At 73.8% G+C, this 19475-nt stretch carries 14 protein-coding genes; 7 read left to right on the top strand and 7 right to left on the bottom strand.

The window, feature by feature from the left end; all coding sequences use genetic code 11:
- The first annotated feature begins 20 nt into the window (after nt 1–20).
- The 3 genes from lnt (at nt 21) to ABT008_RS06720 (ending at nt 3209) form a co-directional block, all read left to right on the top strand.
- A complete protein-coding gene (gene lnt / locus ABT008_RS06710) occupies nt 21–1727 on the top strand; it encodes an apolipoprotein N-acyltransferase (RefSeq protein WP_502890372.1) in 1707 nt (568 codons plus the stop codon).
- A 30-nt stretch (nt 1728–1757) separates the two neighbouring features.
- Complete coding sequence (locus ABT008_RS06715) at nt 1758–2564, top strand: polyprenol monophosphomannose synthase (protein WP_350694268.1); 807 nt, start codon at nt 1758–1760, stop codon at nt 2562–2564.
- Between the two features lie 90 nt (nt 2565–2654).
- Nucleotides 2655–3209: an FxsA family protein gene (locus ABT008_RS06720; protein WP_350694270.1), complete on the top strand. Its 555-nt coding sequence runs from the start codon at nt 2655–2657 to the stop codon at nt 3207–3209.
- A gap of 63 nt (nt 3210–3272) precedes the next feature.
- Here the strand turns inward: ABT008_RS06720 and ABT008_RS06725 are convergent, their stop codons facing one another.
- From ABT008_RS06725 to ABT008_RS06750, 6 genes are all read right to left on the bottom strand, one after another.
- A complete protein-coding gene (locus tag ABT008_RS06725) occupies nt 3273–3614 on the bottom strand; it encodes an RNA polymerase-binding protein RbpA (protein ID WP_046564157.1) in 342 nt (113 codons plus the stop codon).
- Nucleotides 3615–3858: 244 nt separating this feature from the next.
- A complete protein-coding gene (locus tag ABT008_RS06730; RefSeq protein WP_350694271.1) occupies nt 3859–4452 on the bottom strand; it encodes a pyridoxamine 5'-phosphate oxidase family protein in 594 nt (197 codons plus the stop codon).
- Nucleotides 4453–4752: 300 nt separating this feature from the next.
- A complete protein-coding gene (locus ABT008_RS06735; protein ID WP_350694273.1) occupies nt 4753–5946 on the bottom strand; it encodes a coiled-coil domain-containing protein in 1194 nt (397 codons plus the stop codon).
- 46 nt (nt 5947–5992) lie between these two features.
- Entirely contained in the window at nt 5993–7066 is a 1074-nt protein-coding gene (locus ABT008_RS06740; RefSeq protein ID WP_350694274.1) for a LacI family DNA-binding transcriptional regulator, read from the bottom strand.
- A complete protein-coding gene (locus ABT008_RS06745; protein ID WP_350694276.1) occupies nt 7063–9510 on the bottom strand; it encodes a glycoside hydrolase family 3 C-terminal domain-containing protein in 2448 nt (815 codons plus the stop codon). Before ABT008_RS06745 ends, ABT008_RS06740 begins: the two co-directional genes overlap by 4 nt.
- Nucleotides 9511–9740: 230 nt before the next feature.
- Entirely contained in the window at nt 9741–10958 is a 1218-nt protein-coding gene (locus ABT008_RS06750; protein WP_350694278.1) for an ROK family transcriptional regulator, read from the bottom strand.
- Between the two features lie 211 nt (nt 10959–11169).
- Here ABT008_RS06750 and ABT008_RS06755 point away from each other — a divergent pair, with 211 nt between their 5' ends.
- From ABT008_RS06755 to ABT008_RS06765, 3 genes are read left to right on the top strand one after another with little or no spacing between them, the layout of a single operon-like run.
- On the top strand, nt 11170–12834 hold the full coding sequence (locus ABT008_RS06755; protein WP_350694280.1) for an extracellular solute-binding protein: 1665 nt from the start codon (nt 11170–11172) through the stop codon (nt 12832–12834).
- Nucleotides 12831–13832 carry an ABC transporter permease gene (locus ABT008_RS06760; protein ID WP_350694282.1) on the top strand — a complete coding sequence of 334 codons (1002 nt, stop codon included), beginning with the start codon at nt 12831–12833 and terminating at the stop codon, nt 13830–13832. Before ABT008_RS06755 ends, ABT008_RS06760 begins: the two co-directional genes overlap by 4 nt.
- Nucleotides 13829–14812 carry a carbohydrate ABC transporter permease gene (locus ABT008_RS06765; RefSeq protein WP_350694283.1) on the top strand — a complete coding sequence of 328 codons (984 nt, stop codon included), beginning with the start codon at nt 13829–13831 and terminating at the stop codon, nt 14810–14812. Before ABT008_RS06760 ends, ABT008_RS06765 begins: the two co-directional genes overlap by 4 nt.
- 109 nt (nt 14813–14921) lie before the next feature.
- Here the strand turns inward: ABT008_RS06765 and ABT008_RS06770 are convergent, their stop codons facing one another.
- Nucleotides 14922–17264 carry a TIM-barrel domain-containing protein gene (locus tag ABT008_RS06770; RefSeq protein ID WP_350694285.1) on the bottom strand — a complete coding sequence of 781 codons (2343 nt, stop codon included), beginning with the start codon at nt 17262–17264 and terminating at the stop codon, nt 14922–14924.
- A 162-nt stretch (nt 17265–17426) separates the two neighbouring features.
- Here ABT008_RS06770 and ABT008_RS06775 point away from each other — a divergent pair, with 162 nt between their 5' ends.
- Nucleotides 17427–19424 carry a beta-galactosidase gene (locus tag ABT008_RS06775; protein ID WP_350694286.1) on the top strand — a complete coding sequence of 666 codons (1998 nt, stop codon included), beginning with the start codon at nt 17427–17429 and terminating at the stop codon, nt 19422–19424.
- Nucleotides 19425–19475: the final 51 nt, after the last annotated feature.

Below are 19475 nucleotides of genomic sequence, written 5' to 3' on the forward strand. Positions count from 1 at the left end.
CGGGAGCAGGGCGCGCGGTCATCGGCGGCGACGAGGCCGGTGACCGCGTCGGCGTCGGGGGCCGCCGGGCGGGTAGCCTTCGGCGCGTGACCCCGCCTGACGCCCCCGTGACGACTGCGGACCGCGCCGACACCGTCCGGCCCACCGCCTTCCGGCCCGACGGTACGCCCCAGCCGCTGCCTCTGCCGGTGGCGGTGGTGATGGCGGTGGCCGCCGGGTTGGCGCTGCTGGTGGCGTTCCCGCCGTACGGGTGGTGGCCGTTGGCGCCGGTCGGGGTGGCGCTGCTGGCCGCCGCGACGCACCGGCGGCGGCTGCGGGCCGGCGCGGGTCTGGGTTTCCTGACCGGGCTGGCGCTGTTCGCGCCGCTGCTGTCCTGGACGAACCTGCACACCGGCTACCTGCCGTGGGTGCTGCTGTCGCTGTTGCAGGCCGGCTACCTGGCGCTGCTGGGCCTGGGCACCGCGTGGGTGTCGCCGCTGGCCGACCGGTACCCGACGGGGTGGCCGGCGCTGACCGGTGTGCTGTGGGTGGGGCAGGAGGCGCTGCGGGACCGCACCCCGTTCGGGGGGTTCCCGTGGGGGCGGCTGGCGTTCGGCCAGGACGGCTCCCCGCTGCTGGGGTTGGCCGCCGTCGGCGGTGCCCCGCTGGTGACGTTCGCCGTCGCCACGGCCGGTGGGCTGCTGGTGGCCGGCGTGTGGTGGACGGTGCGGGCCTGGCGCGACGCCACCGGCACCGGTCGGTGGCGTCCGGCCGCCGGATGCGCGGCGGCGCTGGTGCTGCTGTTCGGTGGGGGGCTGCTGGTGCCGGTGAGCACCGTGGCCACCGGTGACACGGTGACCGTGGCGATCGTGCAGGGCAACGTGCCGCGTCTCGGGTTGGACTTCAACGCCCAACGGCAGGCGGTGCTGAACAACCACGTGAACGCCACCGTCGCCCTGGCCGGTGAGGTGGCCGCCGGTACCCGGGCCCGACCGGACCTGGTGGTGTGGCCGGAGAACTCCAGCGACATCGACCCGCTGCGCAACCAGTCGGCCAACATCCGCATCTCCGAGGCCGCCGACGCGATCGGCGTACCGATCCTGGTCGGCGCAGTGCTGACCGGCCCCGAGCAGGGGCAGGTGCGCAACGCGGGGCTGCTGTGGCGTCCGGGCAGCGGCCCCGACCTGGAGCAGCTCTACATCAAGCGGCATCCGGTGCCGTTCGCCGAGTACGTGCCGCTGCGCCGTATCGCCCGGATGGTCAGCGACCAGGTCGACCGGGTCCGCGCCGACTTCGTGGCCGGCACCGAACCGGGGTTGGTGCGGACCCCGGCGGCCGTGCTCGGCGACGTGATCTGCTTCGAGGTGGCCTACGACGGGCTGGTGCGCGACACCGTGGTCGGTGGGGCGCAGCTGCTGGTCGTGCAGACCAACAACGCCACCTTCGACGAGGCCGAGGCCCGCCAGCAGTTGGCGATGGTCCGGTTGCGGGCGGTCGAGCACGGTCGGCCCGCGTTGATGGCCTCCACGGTCGGAGTGTCCGGGTTCGTCTCCCCGGACGGGCGGGTAAGCGACGCCACCGGGTTCAACACCCAGGCGGTCGTGGTGCGTGAGCTGCGGCTGACCGAGGGGCGCACCCCCGCCACCCGGGTCGGGGTGCTGCCCGAGGTGGTGCTGGCCGGGCTGTCCGTGGCCGCGTTGGTCGGGGCGGCCCTGGTGCGGCGCCGGTGGGGCGGCCGAACCGGATGACCGGCGGCTGCCCGGAGAGGGGCAGCGGTGATGCGCAGGACAGACATCCGCCCGGCCGCGACCGGGGTACCCGGCGTGGGTCGGGTGCTGGTGGTCATCCCGACCTACAACGAGGCCGACAACGTCGGCGCGATCGTGCGGCGGGTCCGTGACGCCGCGCCGCAGGTGGAGATCCTCGTCGCCGACGACAACAGCCCCGACGGCACCGGCCGCATCGCCGACGGTCTGGCCCGCGGCGATGCGCACGTGCACGTGCTGCACCGGGAGGGTAAGCAGGGCCTCGGTGCGGCGTACCTGGCGGGTTTCGCGTGGGCGCGCCAGCGCGGCTACGACGCGGTGGTGGAGATGGACGCCGACGGCTCGCACGCCCCGGAGGACCTGCCGGCGCTGCTGGCCGCCGCCCGCCACGCCGACGTGGTGATCGGGTCGCGGTGGACCCGGGGCGCCCGGGTGCTGAACTGGCCGCTGCGGCGGCTGCTGCTGTCGCGGTGCGGCAACCTGTACGCGCGGCTGGCGCTGGGCATGCCGGTGGCCGACGCCACCGGCGGCTACCGGGTGTACCGGGCGGGTGTGCTCGACGCGGTGGACCTGGAGTCGGTGTGTTCGCAGGGGTACTCGTTCCAGGTGGAGCTGTCCCGGTTGGCGCACCGCGCCGGGGCGCGCATCGTCGAGGTGCCGATCACGTTCGCCGAGCGGGAACGCGGCGACAGCAAGATGAGTCCGCTGATCGTGGCCGAGGCGCTGTGGCGCATCACCGGCTGGGCGGTACGCGACCGGCGTAGCGCGGTGCGGCAGGGTTGGCAGGCGGCGACGGTGGGGCGGGCCCGCTGGCCATGAGCCGGAGCGTGTCATGCTTGACGGACGGGACGGCTGCGCCCCGCCGGGCGCGCCGTCCGAAGACGAGCGCCGTGAGGCGGATGGGGTGAGATGCGCCGGACAGTGAAGTTCGTACCGTTGGCCCTGCTGGTGTCCCTGGCAGCGGAACTGGCCGTGTTCGTGGTGGTGGGCCGGGCGATCGGCTTCGGCGCGGCGACGCTGCTGGTGTTCGCGGCCTCGCTGCTGGGACTGGTCCTGCTACGCCGCGAGGGGATCCGGGCCTGGCGGGGCTTCCGGGACGCGGCGCAGTCCGGCCGGCCCCCCGGCGGCCAGGTCACCGACGGGCTGATCGGGCTGCTCGGCGCGCTGCTGCTGGCCACCCCGGGCCTGGTCAGCGGCGTGGTGGGGGTAGTGCTACTGGTGCCGCCGGTGCGCCGGATCGCCCGTGGCGGCATCCAACGTTCCGCCGAGCGCCGGGTGTCGTCGATGACCGCCGGTGACCTGTTCGGGCCACGCCGGGTGCATGTCTACCGGGGTGCACCGCAGCAGCCGGCCGGCGAGCAGCCCGCCCCCGCGCCGCAGACCCCGCCGCAACAGCAGCAGCCGGTGACGCCGGTGGTCGACGACGGCCGCGCCATCGAGGGCGAGATCGTCGAGCCGCGCTGAGCGCGACCCGCACGCACGACGGCGCCCCGGGAGATCATCTCCCGGGGCGCCGGTGGTGACTGCTCAGGCGCGACCGCGGCGGGTGCGGACCTCCTGGAGCCGCTCGGCGAGGATGTCCTCCAGCTCGGCGATCGAGCGCCGCTCCAGCAGCATGTCCCAGTGCGTACGCGGCGGCTTGGCCTTCTTCTGCTCCGGCTCGCTGCCGTCGACCAGCCGGGCCACGCTGCCGTCGAACTTGCACTCCCAGGTGGTGGGCACCTCGGCGTCGACGGCGAACGGCACCTCGAACTGGTGACCCTTGGCGCACAGGTACTCGCGGGTCTGCCGCGGCGCGAGCTCCGTGTTGCGATCGGATTCGTAGCTGACCGCGCCCAGTCGGCTACCGCGCAGCATACGCTCGCCCATGATCGACTTCCCCTCTGTGGTGGTGCTGGTCCTATCGGTGTAACGGTCCGCCGTCGCCGCGCCATTCCCCGTGGCCGCGTCGTGACGTCCCGCAGCACGGCGGGTACGGGTCAAGGGTAGCGGGCCGCAGCGCGTACCCGGTCGGGTCCGCCCGCCGGGTCGTCTCGGCGGACCGTCGCCGCCAGCGGGAATCGTAGCCGTCGCGCGCACCAGGCCGGGGCCGGTGGGCAGCGGCGCGCCGTGATCAACCGGCCCGGGGCGTGGGCGGCAGGGGCAGCGGCAGCCCGGGCAGGCCGTCGATGCTGGTGGCGACGTCGTCCTTGCCCGCGAAGTAGGCGTCCAACGACGCGTCGTCCTCCCGGGCGAACCGGCGGCCGTGCAGGTCCCGGTCGGCGTCGTAGGTCATCAGCGGCACCGCGAACCCGCAGGTGTCGCGGATCAGCCGGGCGTGCACCACGATGATCGCCCGCAGCCCGTGGTCGGCGCTGTCGATGTCCGGGAAGCGGGCCAGCAGCCCCGGGAAGCGGGGGTCGTCGCGGAACACCGGCTCGCCCCGCCCGTGGACCCGCACGATCGACGGCGGACCGGAGAAGGCACACCACATCAGCGTGATCCGGCCGTTCTCCCGCAGGTGGGCGATGGTCTCGGCGTTGCTGCCGGCGAAGTCGAGGTAGGCCACGGTCAGCTCGTCGAGCACCACCAGGCACCCGCGCAGGCCCTTCGGCGACAGGTTGACCGTGCCGTCGCCGGCCAGCGGCGCGGTCGCGGTGAAGAACATCGGCTGGGCCTCGATGAAGTCCCGCAGCCGGCCGTCGATGCGCGCGTACGTCTTCCCCATGCGCCCATCATCGGCGAGTCCCCGCCCACCCCGCCGCCCCCGTCCCAGCCCTCGACACCACACCCCCACGCGCACCACACCCCCACGCGCGACAGCACACCCGGGTCAGCTCGACAGGCGTCGAGGACGGCACCGACAGCAGGAGGTTCCACCTGCCCCGCCGCCCCGCCGAGCGGCAACGGCCCCGGGACCGGCGTGTTGATCAAGAGGTTTCGGCGGGGATCTCCTCGGCATCCGCGCCCAAACCTCTTGATCAACAGGGGAGGTGCGGGCGGCGGGAGGGGTCAGCGTGAGTGGGGGTCAGGAGGTGGCGCGGCGGGTCAGGGCGGTGGCCAGGTCCGCCACTTGGGCGGCCAACTGGGCCACCCGCTGCCGGGCGTCGTCCCGGTCGGTCTCGGCGGCGCGCAGCCGTACCGTCACATCGTCGAGCCCCCGCTCGGCGGTGCTCGCGGCGGTGCGGGCGGCGGCCAGGTCGGCGCGCAGCGTGCTGACGTCGGCGAGCGCGGCGGCCAGGTCCCCGGCCGCCTGCCGGGCCACCGCCTGGGCCCGGTCCCGGTCGGCGGCGGCCTGGGTGCGGGTCCGCTCGATCTCGGACTGCACCGCCGCCACCTCCGCCTGGGCCGCCGCCACCTGGGCCCGGTCCCGGTCGGCGCTCGCGCGGGCCTGTGCCGCCTCGGTGCGGGCCTGGTCGGCGTCGGCGCGGGCCTGGACGAGGTGGGTCTGGGCCTGATCAGCGGCGGCCCGCGCCCGATCGGCCTCGGTCCGCAGCCGCTCGGCCTCGGCGCCGGCCTCGCCGAGGGCGCGGGCGGCGCGTTCGGCATCGGCGCGGGCGGTGTCCCGCTCGGCGGTGAGGTCGGTGACCCGGCGGTGGGCGGTGTCCAGGTCGGCCCGCAGGGTGACCGCCTGCGCGCGGGCGGCGTCCCGGTCCGCCTCGGCCTGCGCCCGCAGCGCCTCGGCGGCCACCGCCGCGCGCTGTGCCTCGTCGCGGGCCGACTCGGCGGCGGTGGCCCGCTGGTCGGCGGCGGTGGCCCGGGCGGCGGACTCGGTGGCCTCGACGCGGGCGGTCTCCCGGTCGGCGGCGGCGGACTCGGCCGCCCGGCGGTCCCGTTCGGCGCGGGCGGCGGCGTGCTCGGCGGCCCGCACCGCCTCGTCCCGCTCCGCCTGCGCCGCCGCCACCTCGCCGGCGGTCTCCGCGCGGACCTGCGCCACCTGGCGCTGCACCCCGGACGGGGACAACTCGGCGTGCAGGGCCTCGGTCAACGTCTCGACGATCTGGTCGAGCCGGTCCACCGCCTCCCAGGTGCGGGCCACCTGCCCGGGCAGGCCCGGGGCGTTGCGGTGACGCATCCGGCTGTTGCGGGAGGCCCGCTGGCAGGCGCCGTCGTTGTCCCGGCAGTACCGGAACGGGCGGCCCGCGCCGACGCGCTGCGGCACGTCGCGGCCGCAGTGGGCGCAGGGGCGGGTGTCGGCGGTGGGGGCGGGCTGGACGTCCATCGAACGGGCAGTCTAGTGAGCCGCGCCCGACCGCCCCGCCGGACCGTCACCGCACCGACGCCGGACCGCCGTAGGACGCCGTGTCGACCACCGGAGGGGCGGTGCTGTCCCGCACCGTCAGCCGGGGCTCCAGCAGCGTCGTCTCCGGCACCGGCTCCTCGGCCAGCTTGCGCATCAGCAGCGCCACCGCCTGCCGGCCGATCTCCTCGGCGGGCACCGGCACCGAGGTGAGCCGGGGACCGGCGTGCTCGGCGAACTGGTCCGGGCAGACCGCCACCATCGACACGTCGTGCGGCACCCGTCGCCCCAACCCGGCCAGCGCCGCCTGCACCGCACCGACGGCCGCCTCGTTCTGCACCACCAGGCCGGACAGGTCGGGATACCGGGCGAACAGCTCCACCACCCGGCGGCGGACGTCGGTCGCGTTCTCCTCGCACGGCATCGTCACCGCCTCGACGCCGTGCCGGGCCGCCGCCTCCGCCACACCCGCCCGGGTGCGGTGCGCGAACCCGGTGCCCCGGTCGTAGACGGCGGCTGGCGCGCCCAGCAGCGCCACCCGCCGGTGCCCGAGACCGGCCAGGTGCTCCACGCACACCTGGCCGGCCCGGTGGAAGTCCAGGTCCACACAGCTCAGACCGGCGGTGTCGGCGGGTACGCCGATCAGGACGCTGGGCCGACCCAGTCCCCGCAGCAGCGGCACCCGTACGTCGTGCAGCTCCACGTCCATCACCAGCACCCCGTCGACCAGCGCCCCGGCGGCGACCCGACGCAGCCCCTCCGGGCCCTCGTCGGAGGTCACCAGCAGCACGTCGTGGTCGTGGCGGCGGGCCGAGGTCACCACCGCCGTGGCGAACTGCATCACCACCGGCACCTGGATGCCCGAGCGCAGCGGCAGCACCAGGGCGATCACGTTGGAGCGGCGGCTGGCCAGGGCCCGCGCCCCGGCGTTCGGGTGGTAGCCGAGCACCCGGATGCTGGCCAGCACCCGGTTACGGGTCAGCTCCGAGATGGCCCGTTTGCCGCTGAGCACGTACGACACGGTGCTCACCGCGACACCCGCGTGCCGGGCCACGTCGGCGATGGTGGGCTGACCCGACGCGACCCGACCGCGCCGGCTCACCGGGCCCCGCTCGCGCTGTGCAGCCGCGCCGCCCGGGCCGCCGTGTCACCGCGTACCGCCAGCGCGCCGATCAGCCGGACGTCGGTGGCGGAGCGGCCGACCAGCACGCTGTGGGTGGCGTCCTCCACCACGAGAGCGCCGCGATCGGCGTCCCACCAGCCCAGCTCGCCGGTGTGCAGGCGCAGCGTGACGGTCCGGCTCTCCCCGGGGGCCAGGGTGATCCGGGCGAAGTCGCGCAGTTGTCGCAACGGCTGCTTGACCCGGGAACGGCGCTGCCGCGTGTAGAGCTGCACCACCTCCACGCCGGGCCGCGAGCCGCTGTTGGTGACGTCCACGCTCACCTCGACGGTGTCGCCGACCGTCGCGGTGTCGGTGCTCAGCCGCAGGTCGGCGTAGTCGAAGTCGGCGTAGGACAGGCCGTGCCCGAACGGGTACAGCGGCTCGCCCCGGAAGTACAGGTAGGTGGCGTCGGCGCCGATCACGTCGTAGTCGAGCAGGTCCGGCAGGTCGGCGGTGTCGGCGTACCAGGTCTGGGTGAGCCGGCCGGCCGGGTCGGCGTCGCCGAGCAGCACGTCGGCCAGGGCCCGGCCGTGTTCCTGACCGCCGTGGGCGGACCAGAGCACCGCCGGCAGGTGCTGCTGCGCCCACCCGATCGCGTACGGGTAGCTGCTGGTCACCACCAGCACCGTCCGCGGATTGGCGGCGTGCACGGCACGCAGCATGGCCTCCTGCCGCGCGGGCAGGGCCAGGTCCACCCGGTCCTCGGTCTCGCGGCCGTTGACCATCGGGTGGTTGCCCAACGCCACCACCGCCACGTCGGCGTCGGCGGCCAGCGCGGCGGCCTCGGCCGCGCCGTCGATCACCAGGTCGATGCCGAAGGCGGTGGCGGCCTGCCGGTCGTCGCCGTCGACCCGCAGCCGCCCCTGGTCGTCGACGGTGACGTACCGGTCGGTGGCCAGGTGCCGCAGCAGCACGGTGCCGGCGGGCAGCGGGTCGAACTGGAACGTCTCGCGCACCACCCAGCCGCCCGGGCCGGGCCGGTCGTTGCGCAGGGCGCCGTCGTCGTCGACGCCGACGTGCCGGCCGTTGCCGACGGCCCGCAGCGCCACCGTGTCGCGCCCCCAGTCGAACACGTCGAACCGGGTGGCGTCGGCGCTGACGGTCAGCGGACCGCCGTCGGCGGTGTCCGGGCAGCCCACGTACCGATCCCCGACCCGCAGCACGACGCGGTCGGTGCCCGGGTGCGTGGTGACCTGCGGCAGCCGCCCGGTCAGCCCCTGGTAGGTGGTGACCGCGTACGGCAGGGTGCCGCTGTACCAGTCCTCGTGGACGGCGTCGGCCAGCGGACCGAGCACGGCGACCCGGGTACCGGCGGGCAGCGGCAGCAGGCCGGTGTTGCGCAGCAGCACCACGGAGTCGCGGGCGGCCTGCCGGGCCAGGTCGCGGTGGGCCGGGCAGTCGACGACGTCGGCGGGAGTCGCGGCGTACGGGTCGTCGTGTGGCGGGTCCAGGTCACCCAGGCGCAGCCGCACGGACAGGATGCGCCGTACCGCCCGGTCCACGTCGGACGCGGAGATCAGGCCCCGGTCGAGTGCCTCGGTCAACCACCGTCGGGTGGGGGCGCTGTCGGTGTGGTTCTCGGTGAAGCTGTCGATTCCGGCGCGCAGCGCGGCGGCGAACCCGTGGACGTGGTCGGGTGTCTGGCCCTGCACCTCGGTGAGGTTGCCGATTGCGCCCGCGTCACCGACCACCAGCAGCTCGTCCGACGCCCACCCGCGCAGTTCGCCGTCGATCAGTGGGCTCAGGTGCGCCGGCACCCCGTCGACCAGGTTGTACGACGCCATCGCGCCGAAGGCCGCACCGGCGGCGATCGGGGCGCGGAAGGCGGGCAGCTCGTACTCGTGCAGCACCCGGGGCGGCAGGTCGCTGGAGGTGGCGGCCCGGTCGGTCTCGTTGTTGTAGCCGAGGAAGTGCTTGACCGTGGGGGCGGTCCGCAGCCGCTCGGGATGGTCGCCGCACAGCCCCTGCGCGTACGCGGTGGCGAGTCGGCCGGTCAGCCACGGGTCCTCCGACCAGCCCTCCTCGTTGCGGCCCCAGCGCGGGTCGCGCAGCGGGTTGACCACGGGGGCCCAGACGTTGAGGCCGACGCGGTCCGGGTCGGCGTGGTTCTTGGCGCGTACCTCGGTGCCGACGGCCGCGCCGACGGCCCGGATCAGATCCGGGTCCCAACTGCTGGCCAGGCCGATGACCTGGGGAAACACGGTGGCCGGGCCGAGCCAGGCGACGCCGTGCAGCGCTTCGGTGCCGGTCTTGAACGCGGGCAGGCCGAGCCGGGGGACGGGGGCCTGCCACTGGTGCAGCAGGCCGATCTTCTCCGGCAGGGTGAGCCGGGCCAACAGGTCATCGATCCGGTCCCGGGATGCGGGCAGGGTGCGGTCGGTCATGGTGGATCGCCTTCCAGTGCCCGGCGCGCCGGAGGTCGAAGCGCTTCGACGGCGGATGGCCGAGCGGCATCGCAGGTGACGGTGGGGTAACGGTCGTCGGCCCCGGACGCAGGTGAAGCGCTTCGACGAACCGCGGAAAGCAAGCCGCCCCGGGTGCCCGAGCGGAGCGGCTCGCTTCGAGGTTGGCACCATCGACCGATCCGGTCAAGACTCGGGACACGGTGCCCAGGTCAGCGGGTCGGCAAGCGTCCCGCCTCGACGGCGGCCAGGGCCGCGGTGGCGCCGCCGAGCGCCGCGGCGGTGTCCAGGGTGGAGGCGTCGAGTCGTACGCCGCCGGCGCCGGGGGCGTGGGCCCGCGCGGCGAGCTCGGAGCGGGCCGCCGGCAGCAGCCAGGGCGCCAGGGTGGCGAAGTGGTCGCCGAGCACCACCGCCTCCGGGTTGAGCAGGTCGGCCAGGACGGCCACGCCACGGCCGAGGTGCCGGCCGGTCTCGGCCAGGCCGTTGCAGACCGTGGGGTCGTCCTGGCGAGCCAGCGCCACGATCCGGGTCAGCTCGGGCAGATAGTCGGTGACCGGGCCGTCGGCCTCGGCGTCGGGCAGCAGCCGGCGGACCACGGCGGGCAGCCCCACCAGTGTGGTCAGGCAGCCCCGGCCGCCGCAGTCGCAGGGCGGCCCGGCCGGGTCCACGGGCAGGTGGCCGATGCCGCCGGCGAAGCCGCGTCCGCCGCGCAGCAGCCGGCCGGCGGCGATGATGCCGGCGCCGACGGTGATGCCGCCGGCCAGGTGCACCAGGTCGGCGGTGCCCGCGTACGCGCCGTGGCGCTGCTCGGCCAGGGCCGCGAGGTTGGCGACGGTCTCCACGCCGACGGTGAAGGCCGGTTCGCGCAGGGCGGCGCGCAGGTCGGCGGCGACCGGCACGTCCCGCCAGCCGAGGGCGTCGGCCAACGGGACCGCCCCGGCGGGGTCGACCAGCCCGGGCACCCCGACGGTGAGGCCGAGCATGGTGCGGCCCTGCGCGGTGACCCGCCCGATCGCGCGGCGGGCCAGGGCGGTCAGCGCGCGCAGGGTCTCGGCGGGGGAGACCGTGTCGGCGGCGAAGGCCCGCCGCCAGGTGAGCAGCCGGTTGCCGCCGAGGTCGATGGCGACCGCGACCAGTTCGTCGGCGCCGAGTTGCAGGCCGAGGGCGGCGTACGGTTCGCCGTCGAGCACCAGCATGGTGGCGGGGCGACCGACCCGGTTCTCGGTGAGGCCGGTCTCGCGGACCAGCCGCTGGTCGATCAGCTCGGCGACGAGGCTGGAGACGGTGGCCTTGTTCAGGCCGGTGCGGGCGGCGATGTCGGCGCGGGAGCAGGGGGCGTGCAGGCGGACGTGCCGCAGGACCACCGCGCGGTTGGCGACCCGCACGTCACCGAGGTCGGTCGGCTGCGGTTCGTTCTGGATGCTGATCACGATCTGCCCGCTCCCTGCGCCGGTGTCGTGGCGCGCGCGTCCATCATCGCGTACCGCGGTGGCGGGACCGACCACGCCGTCCGGGCCGCCGGCACGCCCTGTCTTGTGGGACGGGATAGCCGTCGATTAGTTTGTTCGGCTAGAACCCCAACTAATCCTAGCCGGAGTCCTCCGCTCCGCAAACCGTTATCGACGACGAAGGGAGTGCGCCGTGACACCTTCCCCGCGCACATCCACCGACCGCCGCACCATGCTGCGGCTGATCGGCCTCGGCGCCGCCGCGACCGTGGGCGGCGGCGCCCTGGCCGGTTGCAGCAAGGAGGCCGGCAGCCAGGGCAGCGCCACCAGCGCCGACGCCATCAAGGCGGTGCTGCCCACCTACCAGCGGGTCGAGCTGCTCAAGCCGGACATCCCCGGCGAGGGCCCGATCCCGGACGGCTACCTCAGCTACCCCCGCGAACTCGTCGACGCGGTCACCGAGCAGCCCGGCCGGGGCGGCCCGCCGATCCAGACGATGAGCCCGTGGTGGGGCCCGACGCCGCCGCCGCTGGGCCGCAACTCCTACCTCGCCGCGGTCAACGGCAAGCTCGGCGTCGAGGTCAACCCCAGCCTGCAGGACGGCCTGACCTACGCCGACAAACTCAACGCCATGCTCGGCGCCCGCGACGTGCCGGAGCTGCTGTCCGCGCCGAACTGGGAGGTGGACAAGGTCGCCCGGTTCTCCGACGCGGTCAAGGCGTTGTTCACCGACCTGACCGACCACCTGCAGGGCGACAACGCGGCGAAGTACCCGTACCTGGCGGCGCTGCCCAGCGGCGCCTGGGAGTACTCGGTCTGGGGCGGGCGGCTCTACGCCGTGCCGTTCCCCACCGACGGGCCGTTCGCGTGGGCCATGTTCTACCGCAAGGATCTGCTCGACGCCGCGGGGCTGGCCGCCCCGGCCAGCCCCGACGAGCTGTACGAGTTCGGCAAGAAGGCCACCGACCCGGCCAAGGGCGTGTGGGCCTTCGGCAGCGTCTTCGAGATGGTGCAGCAGTACTTCGGCTGCCACGAGCGCTGGCGCAAGATGCCCGACGGCGGCCTGCAACACAAGTTCGAGGACCCGGCCTTCGAGGCGGCGCTGGAGTTCACCGCCCGGCTGTTCGCCGAGGGCCTGGTGCACCCGGACACGGTGGCCAGCAAGGGCGCCGACGAGAAGCAGCTCTTCAACTCCGGCAAGATCCTGATGTACCGCGACGGCCTCGGCGCCTGGCAGGGCATGCAGAGCGAACGGGTCAAGGAACTGCCCACCTTCAACATGCAGCCGCTGCCGGTCTTCGGCGCGCCGGGCGCCCAACCGGTCATCTGGGGCAGCGAGAAGCCGATCTTCTACACCTTCCTCAAGAAGGACCTGCCCGCCGAGCGCGTCGACGAGCTGCTGCGGGTGCTCAACTGGTGTGCCGCCCCGTTCGGTAGCCGGGAGTTCGAGCTGCGCGAGTACGGCGTGGAGGGACAGCACTTCACCCGGGGCTCCGACGGCACGCCGACGCTGACCGAGCGGGGACGTACCGAGCTGGGCGCGCAGTACACCCACATCGGCGGTCGGGTGCCGGTCAAGGTACGCAGCGGCGACACGCCCAACTTCGTGCAGGACTACCTGGGCTACTACCGCAACAACATCGCCTCGATCGAGAAGGACCTGTTCGCCGGGATCAAACTGGAACTGCCGGCGAACTGGTCGAAGATCATCCAGCCGACCGACGACAAGATCCGCGACATCCTGCGCGGCCGACGCCCGGTCAGCGACCTGGCCCAGGTACGCAAGGAGTTCCTCGACACCGGCGGCGAGGAGGGCCGCGCGTTCCACGAGAAGGCGCTCGCCGACAACGGCCGATGAACGCCCCCGGCACCGTCGAGGAGCGACCACCCGCCGGGCGTACGCCGCGGCGTCCCCGGCGCGGTGGGCGGCGCAGCCTGCGGGCCCGGCTGCGCCGCGACTGGCCGCTGCTGGCGATGGCCGCTCCGGCGGCCCTGCTGCTGCTGGTCTTCCACTACCTGCCCACGCTGGGCAACGTCATCGCCTTCCAGGACTACAACCCGTTCGTCGGCGACGACCCGCTGGACGCGTTCCTCAACAGCGAGTGGATCGGCTTCGGCAACTTCGAGGCCCTCTTCCGCGACCCGCTGTTCTGGGACGCGGTCCGCAACACGCTGAGCATCACCGCCTTCCAGTTGGTGTTCTTCTTCCCGCTGCCGATCCTGCTGGCGCTCATCCTCAACAGCGTGGTCTCCGGGCGGCTGCGCGGCTTCGTGCAGAGCGTCGTCTATCTGCCGCACTTCTTCAGCTGGGTGCTGGTGGTGACGTTCTTCGTGCAGATGTTCGGCGGTGCCGGACTGCTGGCCCAGGAGATGCGCCAGGCCGGTATGCAGCCCTGGGAGATCATGACCAACCCGGACACGTTCATCGTGCTGGTCACCGCCGAGGCGGTCTGGAAGGACCTCGGGTGGGGCGCGATCGTCTTCCTGGCCGCGCTCTCCGCGATCGACCAGAACCTGTACGAGGCGGCGGCCGCCGACGGGGCCGGGCGGTGGCGGCGGCTGTGGCACATCACCCTGCCCGGCCTGCGTCCGGTGATCGTGCTGCTGCTCATCATGCGGCTCGGCGACGCGCTCTCGGTCGGCTTCGAGCAGTTCATCCTGCAACGTGAGGCGGTCGGCCGGGAGGCCGCCGAAGTGCTCGACACCTTCGTCTACTACCAGGCGATCAGTACCCAGCAGTGGGGACTCGGCGCCGCGGCGGGCCTGTTCAAGGCGGTGGTCGGCCTGGCGCTGATCATCACCGCGAACAAGGTCGCGCACCGGCTCGGCGAGCAGGGGGTGTACGCGAAATCATGACCGCGCAGCTCAGTGGTGCCGGGCCGGTGCCCGCGGCACCGAGAACGGCGGGCCCACCCGCGCCACCGCCTCGGCGACGTCCCGCCGGTCGTCCGGTGTGGGCGGGCCGCCCCTCGACGTCCCTGACCATCGGCAAGGGGGTCGTGCTCACGCTGCTGGTCGCGGCGGTGCTGGTGCCGCTCTGGGCGGTGCTGGTCACCAGCCTCGCCTCGCGCGGCACCATCGACGACGCCGGCGGCATGGTGATCATCCCCCGGGAGATCGACCCGTCGGCGTACATCACCATCTTCAGCGGCGGCGACGTCACCCAGGCGGTGTGGATCAGCACCCTGGTCACCGTGCTCGGCACCACGGTCAGCCTGCTGCTCACCGTCCTGGCCGCGTACGGGCTGTCCCGGCCGGGCTCGGTGGGCCACCGTGGGCTGCTGTTCTACTTCCTGCTGACGTTCCTGATCTTCCCGGGGCTGGTGCCGAGCTATCTGGTGGTGACCGGGCTGGGCCTCAAGGACAGCATCTGGTCGCTGATCCTGCCCAGCGCGATCAGCGTGTTCAACCTGGTGGTGATCCGCGCGTTCTTCATGAACGTACCGGCCGAACTGCTCGACAGCGCCCGCATCGACGGCGCGGGGGAGCTGCGCATCCTCACCCGGATCGTGCTGCCGCTGTCCAAGGCGGTGATCGCCGTGGTCGGTCTCTTCTACGCGGTCGGCTACTGGAACGCGTACTTCAACGCGGTGCTCTACATCGACTCCAACGACAAGTTCCCGATCCAGCGGGTGTTGCAGAGCTACATCCTGGCCGGACAGTCACCGAACGTCTCCGGTGCGTCGGTGAGCCTGCCCGGCGTGACGGCGTACCCGCCGACGCTCGCCGTCAAGATGGCCGTGGTGATCGTGACGGTCATCCCCGCCGTGATCATCTATCCGTTCGTGCAGCGGCACTTCACCAAGGGTGTCATCACCGGTGCGGTGAAGGGCTGACCGGGCGCGGTGCGGCGTCGCCCGGCAGGGGCCGGACCCACCCGGGTCCGGCCCCGTCCCGCGTGACGCCCGACTCCGTCCAGCCGGGCGCCACGCGCGACGGTCGGCCCTAGGCGGGGAACAACCCCGCGAAGGGCACGACGGTCACCGCCGCACCGTTGAGCAGTGACCGGGCCGGCAGGTCGGACTCGCCGACCCCGGCGAACGCCAACTGCCCCACCAGCAGCGGCCCTCGCGTCCTGATCCGCAACTCGTCGCCGTCGCGGAACGCCTCGATGACGGTGTCGCCGTCGACGTCGTGCACCACCGTCCGCCCCTCGACGGCACCCCAGCTGACCAGCGTGACGTCGCGGAACGGCCGGTCGCCGACGGTCGGGTGCGGCGCGACCAGCGGCAGCAGCGTGCCGTACCGCACGAACAGCGGGGTGCGCGACAGCGGCACGGTGACCCGCAGGTGCCGCCCGCCCGGGTGCCGCTCGCCGGTGGCCGCGTCGATCCAGTCGTCCCCGAGCGGCAGGTAGACGTCACGCTGCCCGGTCGGGTCCAGCACCGGCGCCACCAGCAGGTCGGTGCCGAGGCGGTACTGCAGGTCGGTGGTCCAGGCCGTCGGGTCCTGCGGCGTGTCGACCAGCAGGGCGCGCATCATCGGCGCGCCGGTACGGGCGGCCTGCACCGCCGCCGACCACAGGTACGGCATGAGCCGGTACCGCAGCCGCAGCGCCTGCACCGCGAGCCGTTCGGTCTCGGCCGGGAAGTCCCAGGGCAACCGGCTGGTGGTGCCGTGCAGCCGCAGCAGCGGCGACAACGCCCCGAACTGCGACCAGCGGACGTACAGATCCGGTTCCGGGGTGCCGTGAAAGCCGCCGGTGTCGTGGCTCCAGAACGGCACCCCGGACAGGCCGTGCGACAACCCGCCGCGCAGCGTGCTGGCCAGCGCCGGCCAGGTCGCGTTGACGTCGCCGCTCCACTGCGCGCTGTGCCGCTGCCCACCCAGGTACGACGAGCGCGCCCACACCGCCCGGTGACCGGCCACCTCCTGGGTGACCTGGGCGACCACGTCGTTGAAGAGCAGGCTGTAGACGTTGTGCAGCTCGACGCCGGTCATCCCGTTGTGGGCCACCGCGTCGGCCGGCACCCCCTCGGCGAAGTCGGTCTTGAACACCGCCACGCCCTGCTTCAGCAGCGGCCGCAGCAGGCCGGTGAACCAGTCGACGGCGGCCGGGTTGGTCAGGTCCACGATGGCGCTGACCGGATAGCTGCCGTGCCACACGTCCGCCACGTACGTGCCGCCGTCCGGGCGGCGCAGGAAGTAGCCGGCGCGTTCCGCCTCGGCGTACAGCGGGCTGCCGGTCATCAGGTACGGGTTCATCCAGAGGCAGACCCGGAAGCCCTGCTCGCCGAGGGTCCGCAGCATGCCGGCCGGGTCGGGGAACGCCTCGACGTCCCAGCGCAGGTCCGACCAGTTCCCGGCGACCTGCCAGTAGCAGTCCAGGTGCAGCACGTCGCAGGGGATGTCGCGCTCGCGGATGCGCCGAGCCCGCTCCAGCACCTTCTCCTGGCTGTCCGGATAGAAGCCGGAGGAGATCCAGGCGCCGAACGCCCAGCGGGGCGGCAGGTACGGCCGACCGGTGAGCAGGTCGAGACGGTCCAGCACCTCGGCGGGGGTCGGCCCGGCCAGCACGTAGTAGTCCAGCAGGTCGTCGGGGGCCAGGATCTGGACAGTGCTGTGGGTGGACTGGCAGACGTCGAACTGCACCGGCAGGCCGCTGTCGACGAGCAGCCCGTAGCCCCGGTTGGACAGATAGAACGGCACGTTCTTGTGCGACCGGTCGGATTCGCTGCCGAAGGCGTCGAAGTTCCACATCAGCGCCCGCTGGCCGCGCTTGTCCAGCGGGGTGAACTTCTCCCCGAAGCCGACGAAGCGTTCGTCGCCGGGCGCGACGAAGCTCTCGTGCCAGGCGACGTGGACCCCGTCGACCGTGGAGCGGCCGAAGGGCAGCGTGCGCCGCCGGCCGCTGATGTCGACCGTGCCGGGGTCCTGTTCCAGCAGGACGGTGCCGTCGGGACGCAGGAACCGGATCCGCCACGGGTCGAGCCGGATCTCGGCGACGACCGCTCCGGCGTCGACGCGTACCCACCGGTCGTCGGCGGTCACGGTGGCCGGCCGCGCCTGCGGGCGGACCAGCGTCACCGCGCGCGCGGACCGGGTTCGGGCCTGGGGGTCCTCGGCGAGCCGGACCCGGATCACGCCGTCACCGGCGGCCTCCACCCGGACCACCGCCGTCACCCCGTCGGCCAGCGCCGCCTTGAAGGTGGCCCCGGAGGTGTCGCCGCCGACGAACTCGGCCCGTCCCACCACCGCGGTCCCACCCTCGCCGGGGGAGCGGGTGGGCAGGTCGGGCGGGTCAGCCACGAACGTCTCGTACGGCACCAACGGCGGTCGGTACGGCATCGGCTCTCCTCGACGAGGGTACGGCGGTGCGGATAGTTTCTTTAATTACCCAACGAACTGTCAACGAGGATCATCGATGCCGAAACTATCGGCGCCGTTGACATGGGCAAACCGCCTCCATAGTTTGGACGGATCATCAACTAATCCGACGGATGGTGGGCGATGTGGCACGACGGTCGGCTCTGCTACGGCGGTGACTACAACCCGGAGCAGTGGTCGGCGGAGGTCTGGGCCGAGGACGTCGCGCTGATGCGCCGGGCTCGGGTCAACCTGGTCACCGTCGGCGTGTTCGCCTGGTCCCGCCTCGAGCCGGCCCCCGGCCGGTACACCTTCGACTGGCTCGACCAGGTCCTCGACCTGCTGCACGACGGCGGCGTCCGGGTCGCCCTGGCCACCCCCACCGCCTCCCCGCCACCCTGGTTCTCCCTCGCCCACCCGGGCGCGCTGCCGGTCACCGCCGACGGGGTCCGCCTGCACCACGGCAGCCGCGACACCTACTGCGCCGCCGCCCCCGCCTACCGCTCCGCCGCCCGCCGCATCACCGCCGCCCTCGCCGACCGCTACGCCCAGCACCCGGCCGTGACGATGTGGCGGGTGCACAACGAGTACGGCACCACCTGCCACTGCGAGCACACCGCCCGGGCCTTCCGGCGCTGGCTGGCCGGGCGCTACGGCGACCTGGCCGCCCTCAACGACGCCTGGGTCACCGGCTTCTGGAGCCAGCACTACTCCGACTGGGCGCAGATCAGCACCCCCCGCGCCACCCAGTACCTGGGCAACCCCGGCCACCTTCTTGACTTCCGCCGCTTCTGGTCGGACACGCTGCTCGCCGCGTACGCCGAACAGCGGGACCTGCTGCGCGCCGCCGCCCCGCAGACCCCGGTCACCACCAACTACGTGCTCGGCGACTGGGTGCCGGTCGACCACGCCCGCTGGGCCCGCGAGGTGGACCTGGTCGCCGTCGACCACTACCCGTCGGCTGTCGACGGCGGCGCCGAGGAGCAGACGGCGCTCGTCGGCGACCTGGCCCGAGGCTGGGCCCGACACGCCGCCGCCGACCGTGGTGCCCCGACCCCGCCCTGGTTGTTGATGGAGAGCGCCGCCCAGCAGATCCACACCACCGGGCGGTCGCACACCAAGGAGCCGGGACGGATGCTGCGGCACAGCCTCGCCCACGTGGCCCGTGGCTCGCAGGGCGCGATGTTCTTCCAGTGGCGGGCCTCCGCAGGCGGCGCCGAACGCTTCCACTCCGCCCTGGTGCCGCATGCCGGCCCGGACAGTCGGGCGTTCCGCGAGGCGGTCGACCTCGGCGCGGCGCTGGAGCGGCTCACCGAGGTACGCGGCCGGGTCGAGGCGTCCGTGGCGTTGGCCGTCGACGCCCCGAGCGCCTGGGCGCTGCGCCACCCGGGCCTGCCCTCCACCCGGCTGGACCACCAGCAGGAACTCGCCGCCGCACACCGGGCCCTGTGGCAGGCCGGCCACGGCTGCGACACGGTCGTGCCCGGTGACCCCCTCGACGGGTACCGGCTGCTCGTCCTGCCCGCGCTCTATCTGATCGACGACGCCACCGCCGAGTGGATCGGCGAGTACGTCCACCGGGGTGGTCATCTGCTGGCCACGTACCTCAGCGGCACCGCCGACGAGTACGCACGGGTCCGGCTCGGCGGCTATCCGGGCGCCCTGCGCGACGTGCTCGGCGTACGGGTGGAGGAGTTCCACCCGTACGCCGACGGCGACCACGTACGCCTCGGCGACGGCGGCGCCGGTCGGCTCTGGGCCGAGACGGTCCACCTGACCGGGGCGGAGACGGTCACCGCGTACGTCGGTGGGGTGCTCGACGGGTCACCGGCGATCACCCGGCACCGCCACGGCACCGGCACCGCCTGGTACGTCTCCACCCGCCCCGACGACGCCACCTACCGCCGGTTGCTCGACACCGCCGCCCGCGCCGCCGGAGTCACCCCGGTCTGCCCGGGCGCACCCGCCGGGGTCGAGGCGGTCCGTCGCCTCGGTGACGGGGTGAGCTGGCTGTTCCTGCTCAACCACACCGACCGCGCGCAGCGCGTACCGGCACGCGGCCGGGACCTCCTCACCGACGCCGAGGTCGACGAGGCGGTGACCCTGCCGCCCGGCGGGGTGGCCGTGCTACGCGAGAGCTGAGGTCACCACGGCGTGATCGTCGTCGGCCCGGTCGGTCGCGTTACCGTGGTG

Origin of the sequence: Micromonospora sp. NPDC002389 (assembly GCF_040296095.1) — a bacterium.
In the GTDB taxonomy this organism is placed as follows: domain Bacteria; phylum Actinomycetota; class Actinomycetes; order Mycobacteriales; family Micromonosporaceae; genus Micromonospora.

What these genes read in the sequence shown, in the direction of transcription:
- ABT008_RS06715 (WP_350694268.1), top strand. Translation starts at nt 1,758, where the DNA reads ATGCGCAGGACAGACATCCGCCCGGCCGCGACCGGGGTACCCGGCGTG.
- ABT008_RS06720 (WP_350694270.1), top strand. Translation starts at nt 2,655, where the DNA reads ATGCGCCGGACAGTGAAGTTCGTACCGTTGGCCCTGCTGGTGTCCCTG.
- ABT008_RS06725 (WP_046564157.1), bottom strand. Translation starts at nt 3,614, where the DNA reads ATGGGCGAGCGTATGCTGCGCGGTAGCCGACTGGGCGCGGTCAGCTAC.
- ABT008_RS06730 (WP_350694271.1), bottom strand. Translation starts at nt 4,452, where the DNA reads ATGGGGAAGACGTACGCGCGCATCGACGGCCGGCTGCGGGACTTCATC.
- ABT008_RS06735 (WP_350694273.1), bottom strand. Translation starts at nt 5,946, where the DNA reads ATGGACGTCCAGCCCGCCCCCACCGCCGACACCCGCCCCTGCGCCCAC.
- ABT008_RS06745 (WP_350694276.1), bottom strand. Translation starts at nt 9,510, where the DNA reads ATGACCGACCGCACCCTGCCCGCATCCCGGGACCGGATCGATGACCTG.
- ABT008_RS06760 (WP_350694282.1), top strand. Translation starts at nt 12,831, where the DNA reads ATGAACGCCCCCGGCACCGTCGAGGAGCGACCACCCGCCGGGCGTACG.
- ABT008_RS06765 (WP_350694283.1), top strand. Translation starts at nt 13,829, where the DNA reads ATGACCGCGCAGCTCAGTGGTGCCGGGCCGGTGCCCGCGGCACCGAGA.
- ABT008_RS06770 (WP_350694285.1), bottom strand. Translation starts at nt 17,264, where the DNA reads ATGCCGTACCGACCGCCGTTGGTGCCGTACGAGACGTTCGTGGCTGAC.
- ABT008_RS06775 (WP_350694286.1), top strand. Translation starts at nt 17,427, where the DNA reads ATGTGGCACGACGGTCGGCTCTGCTACGGCGGTGACTACAACCCGGAG.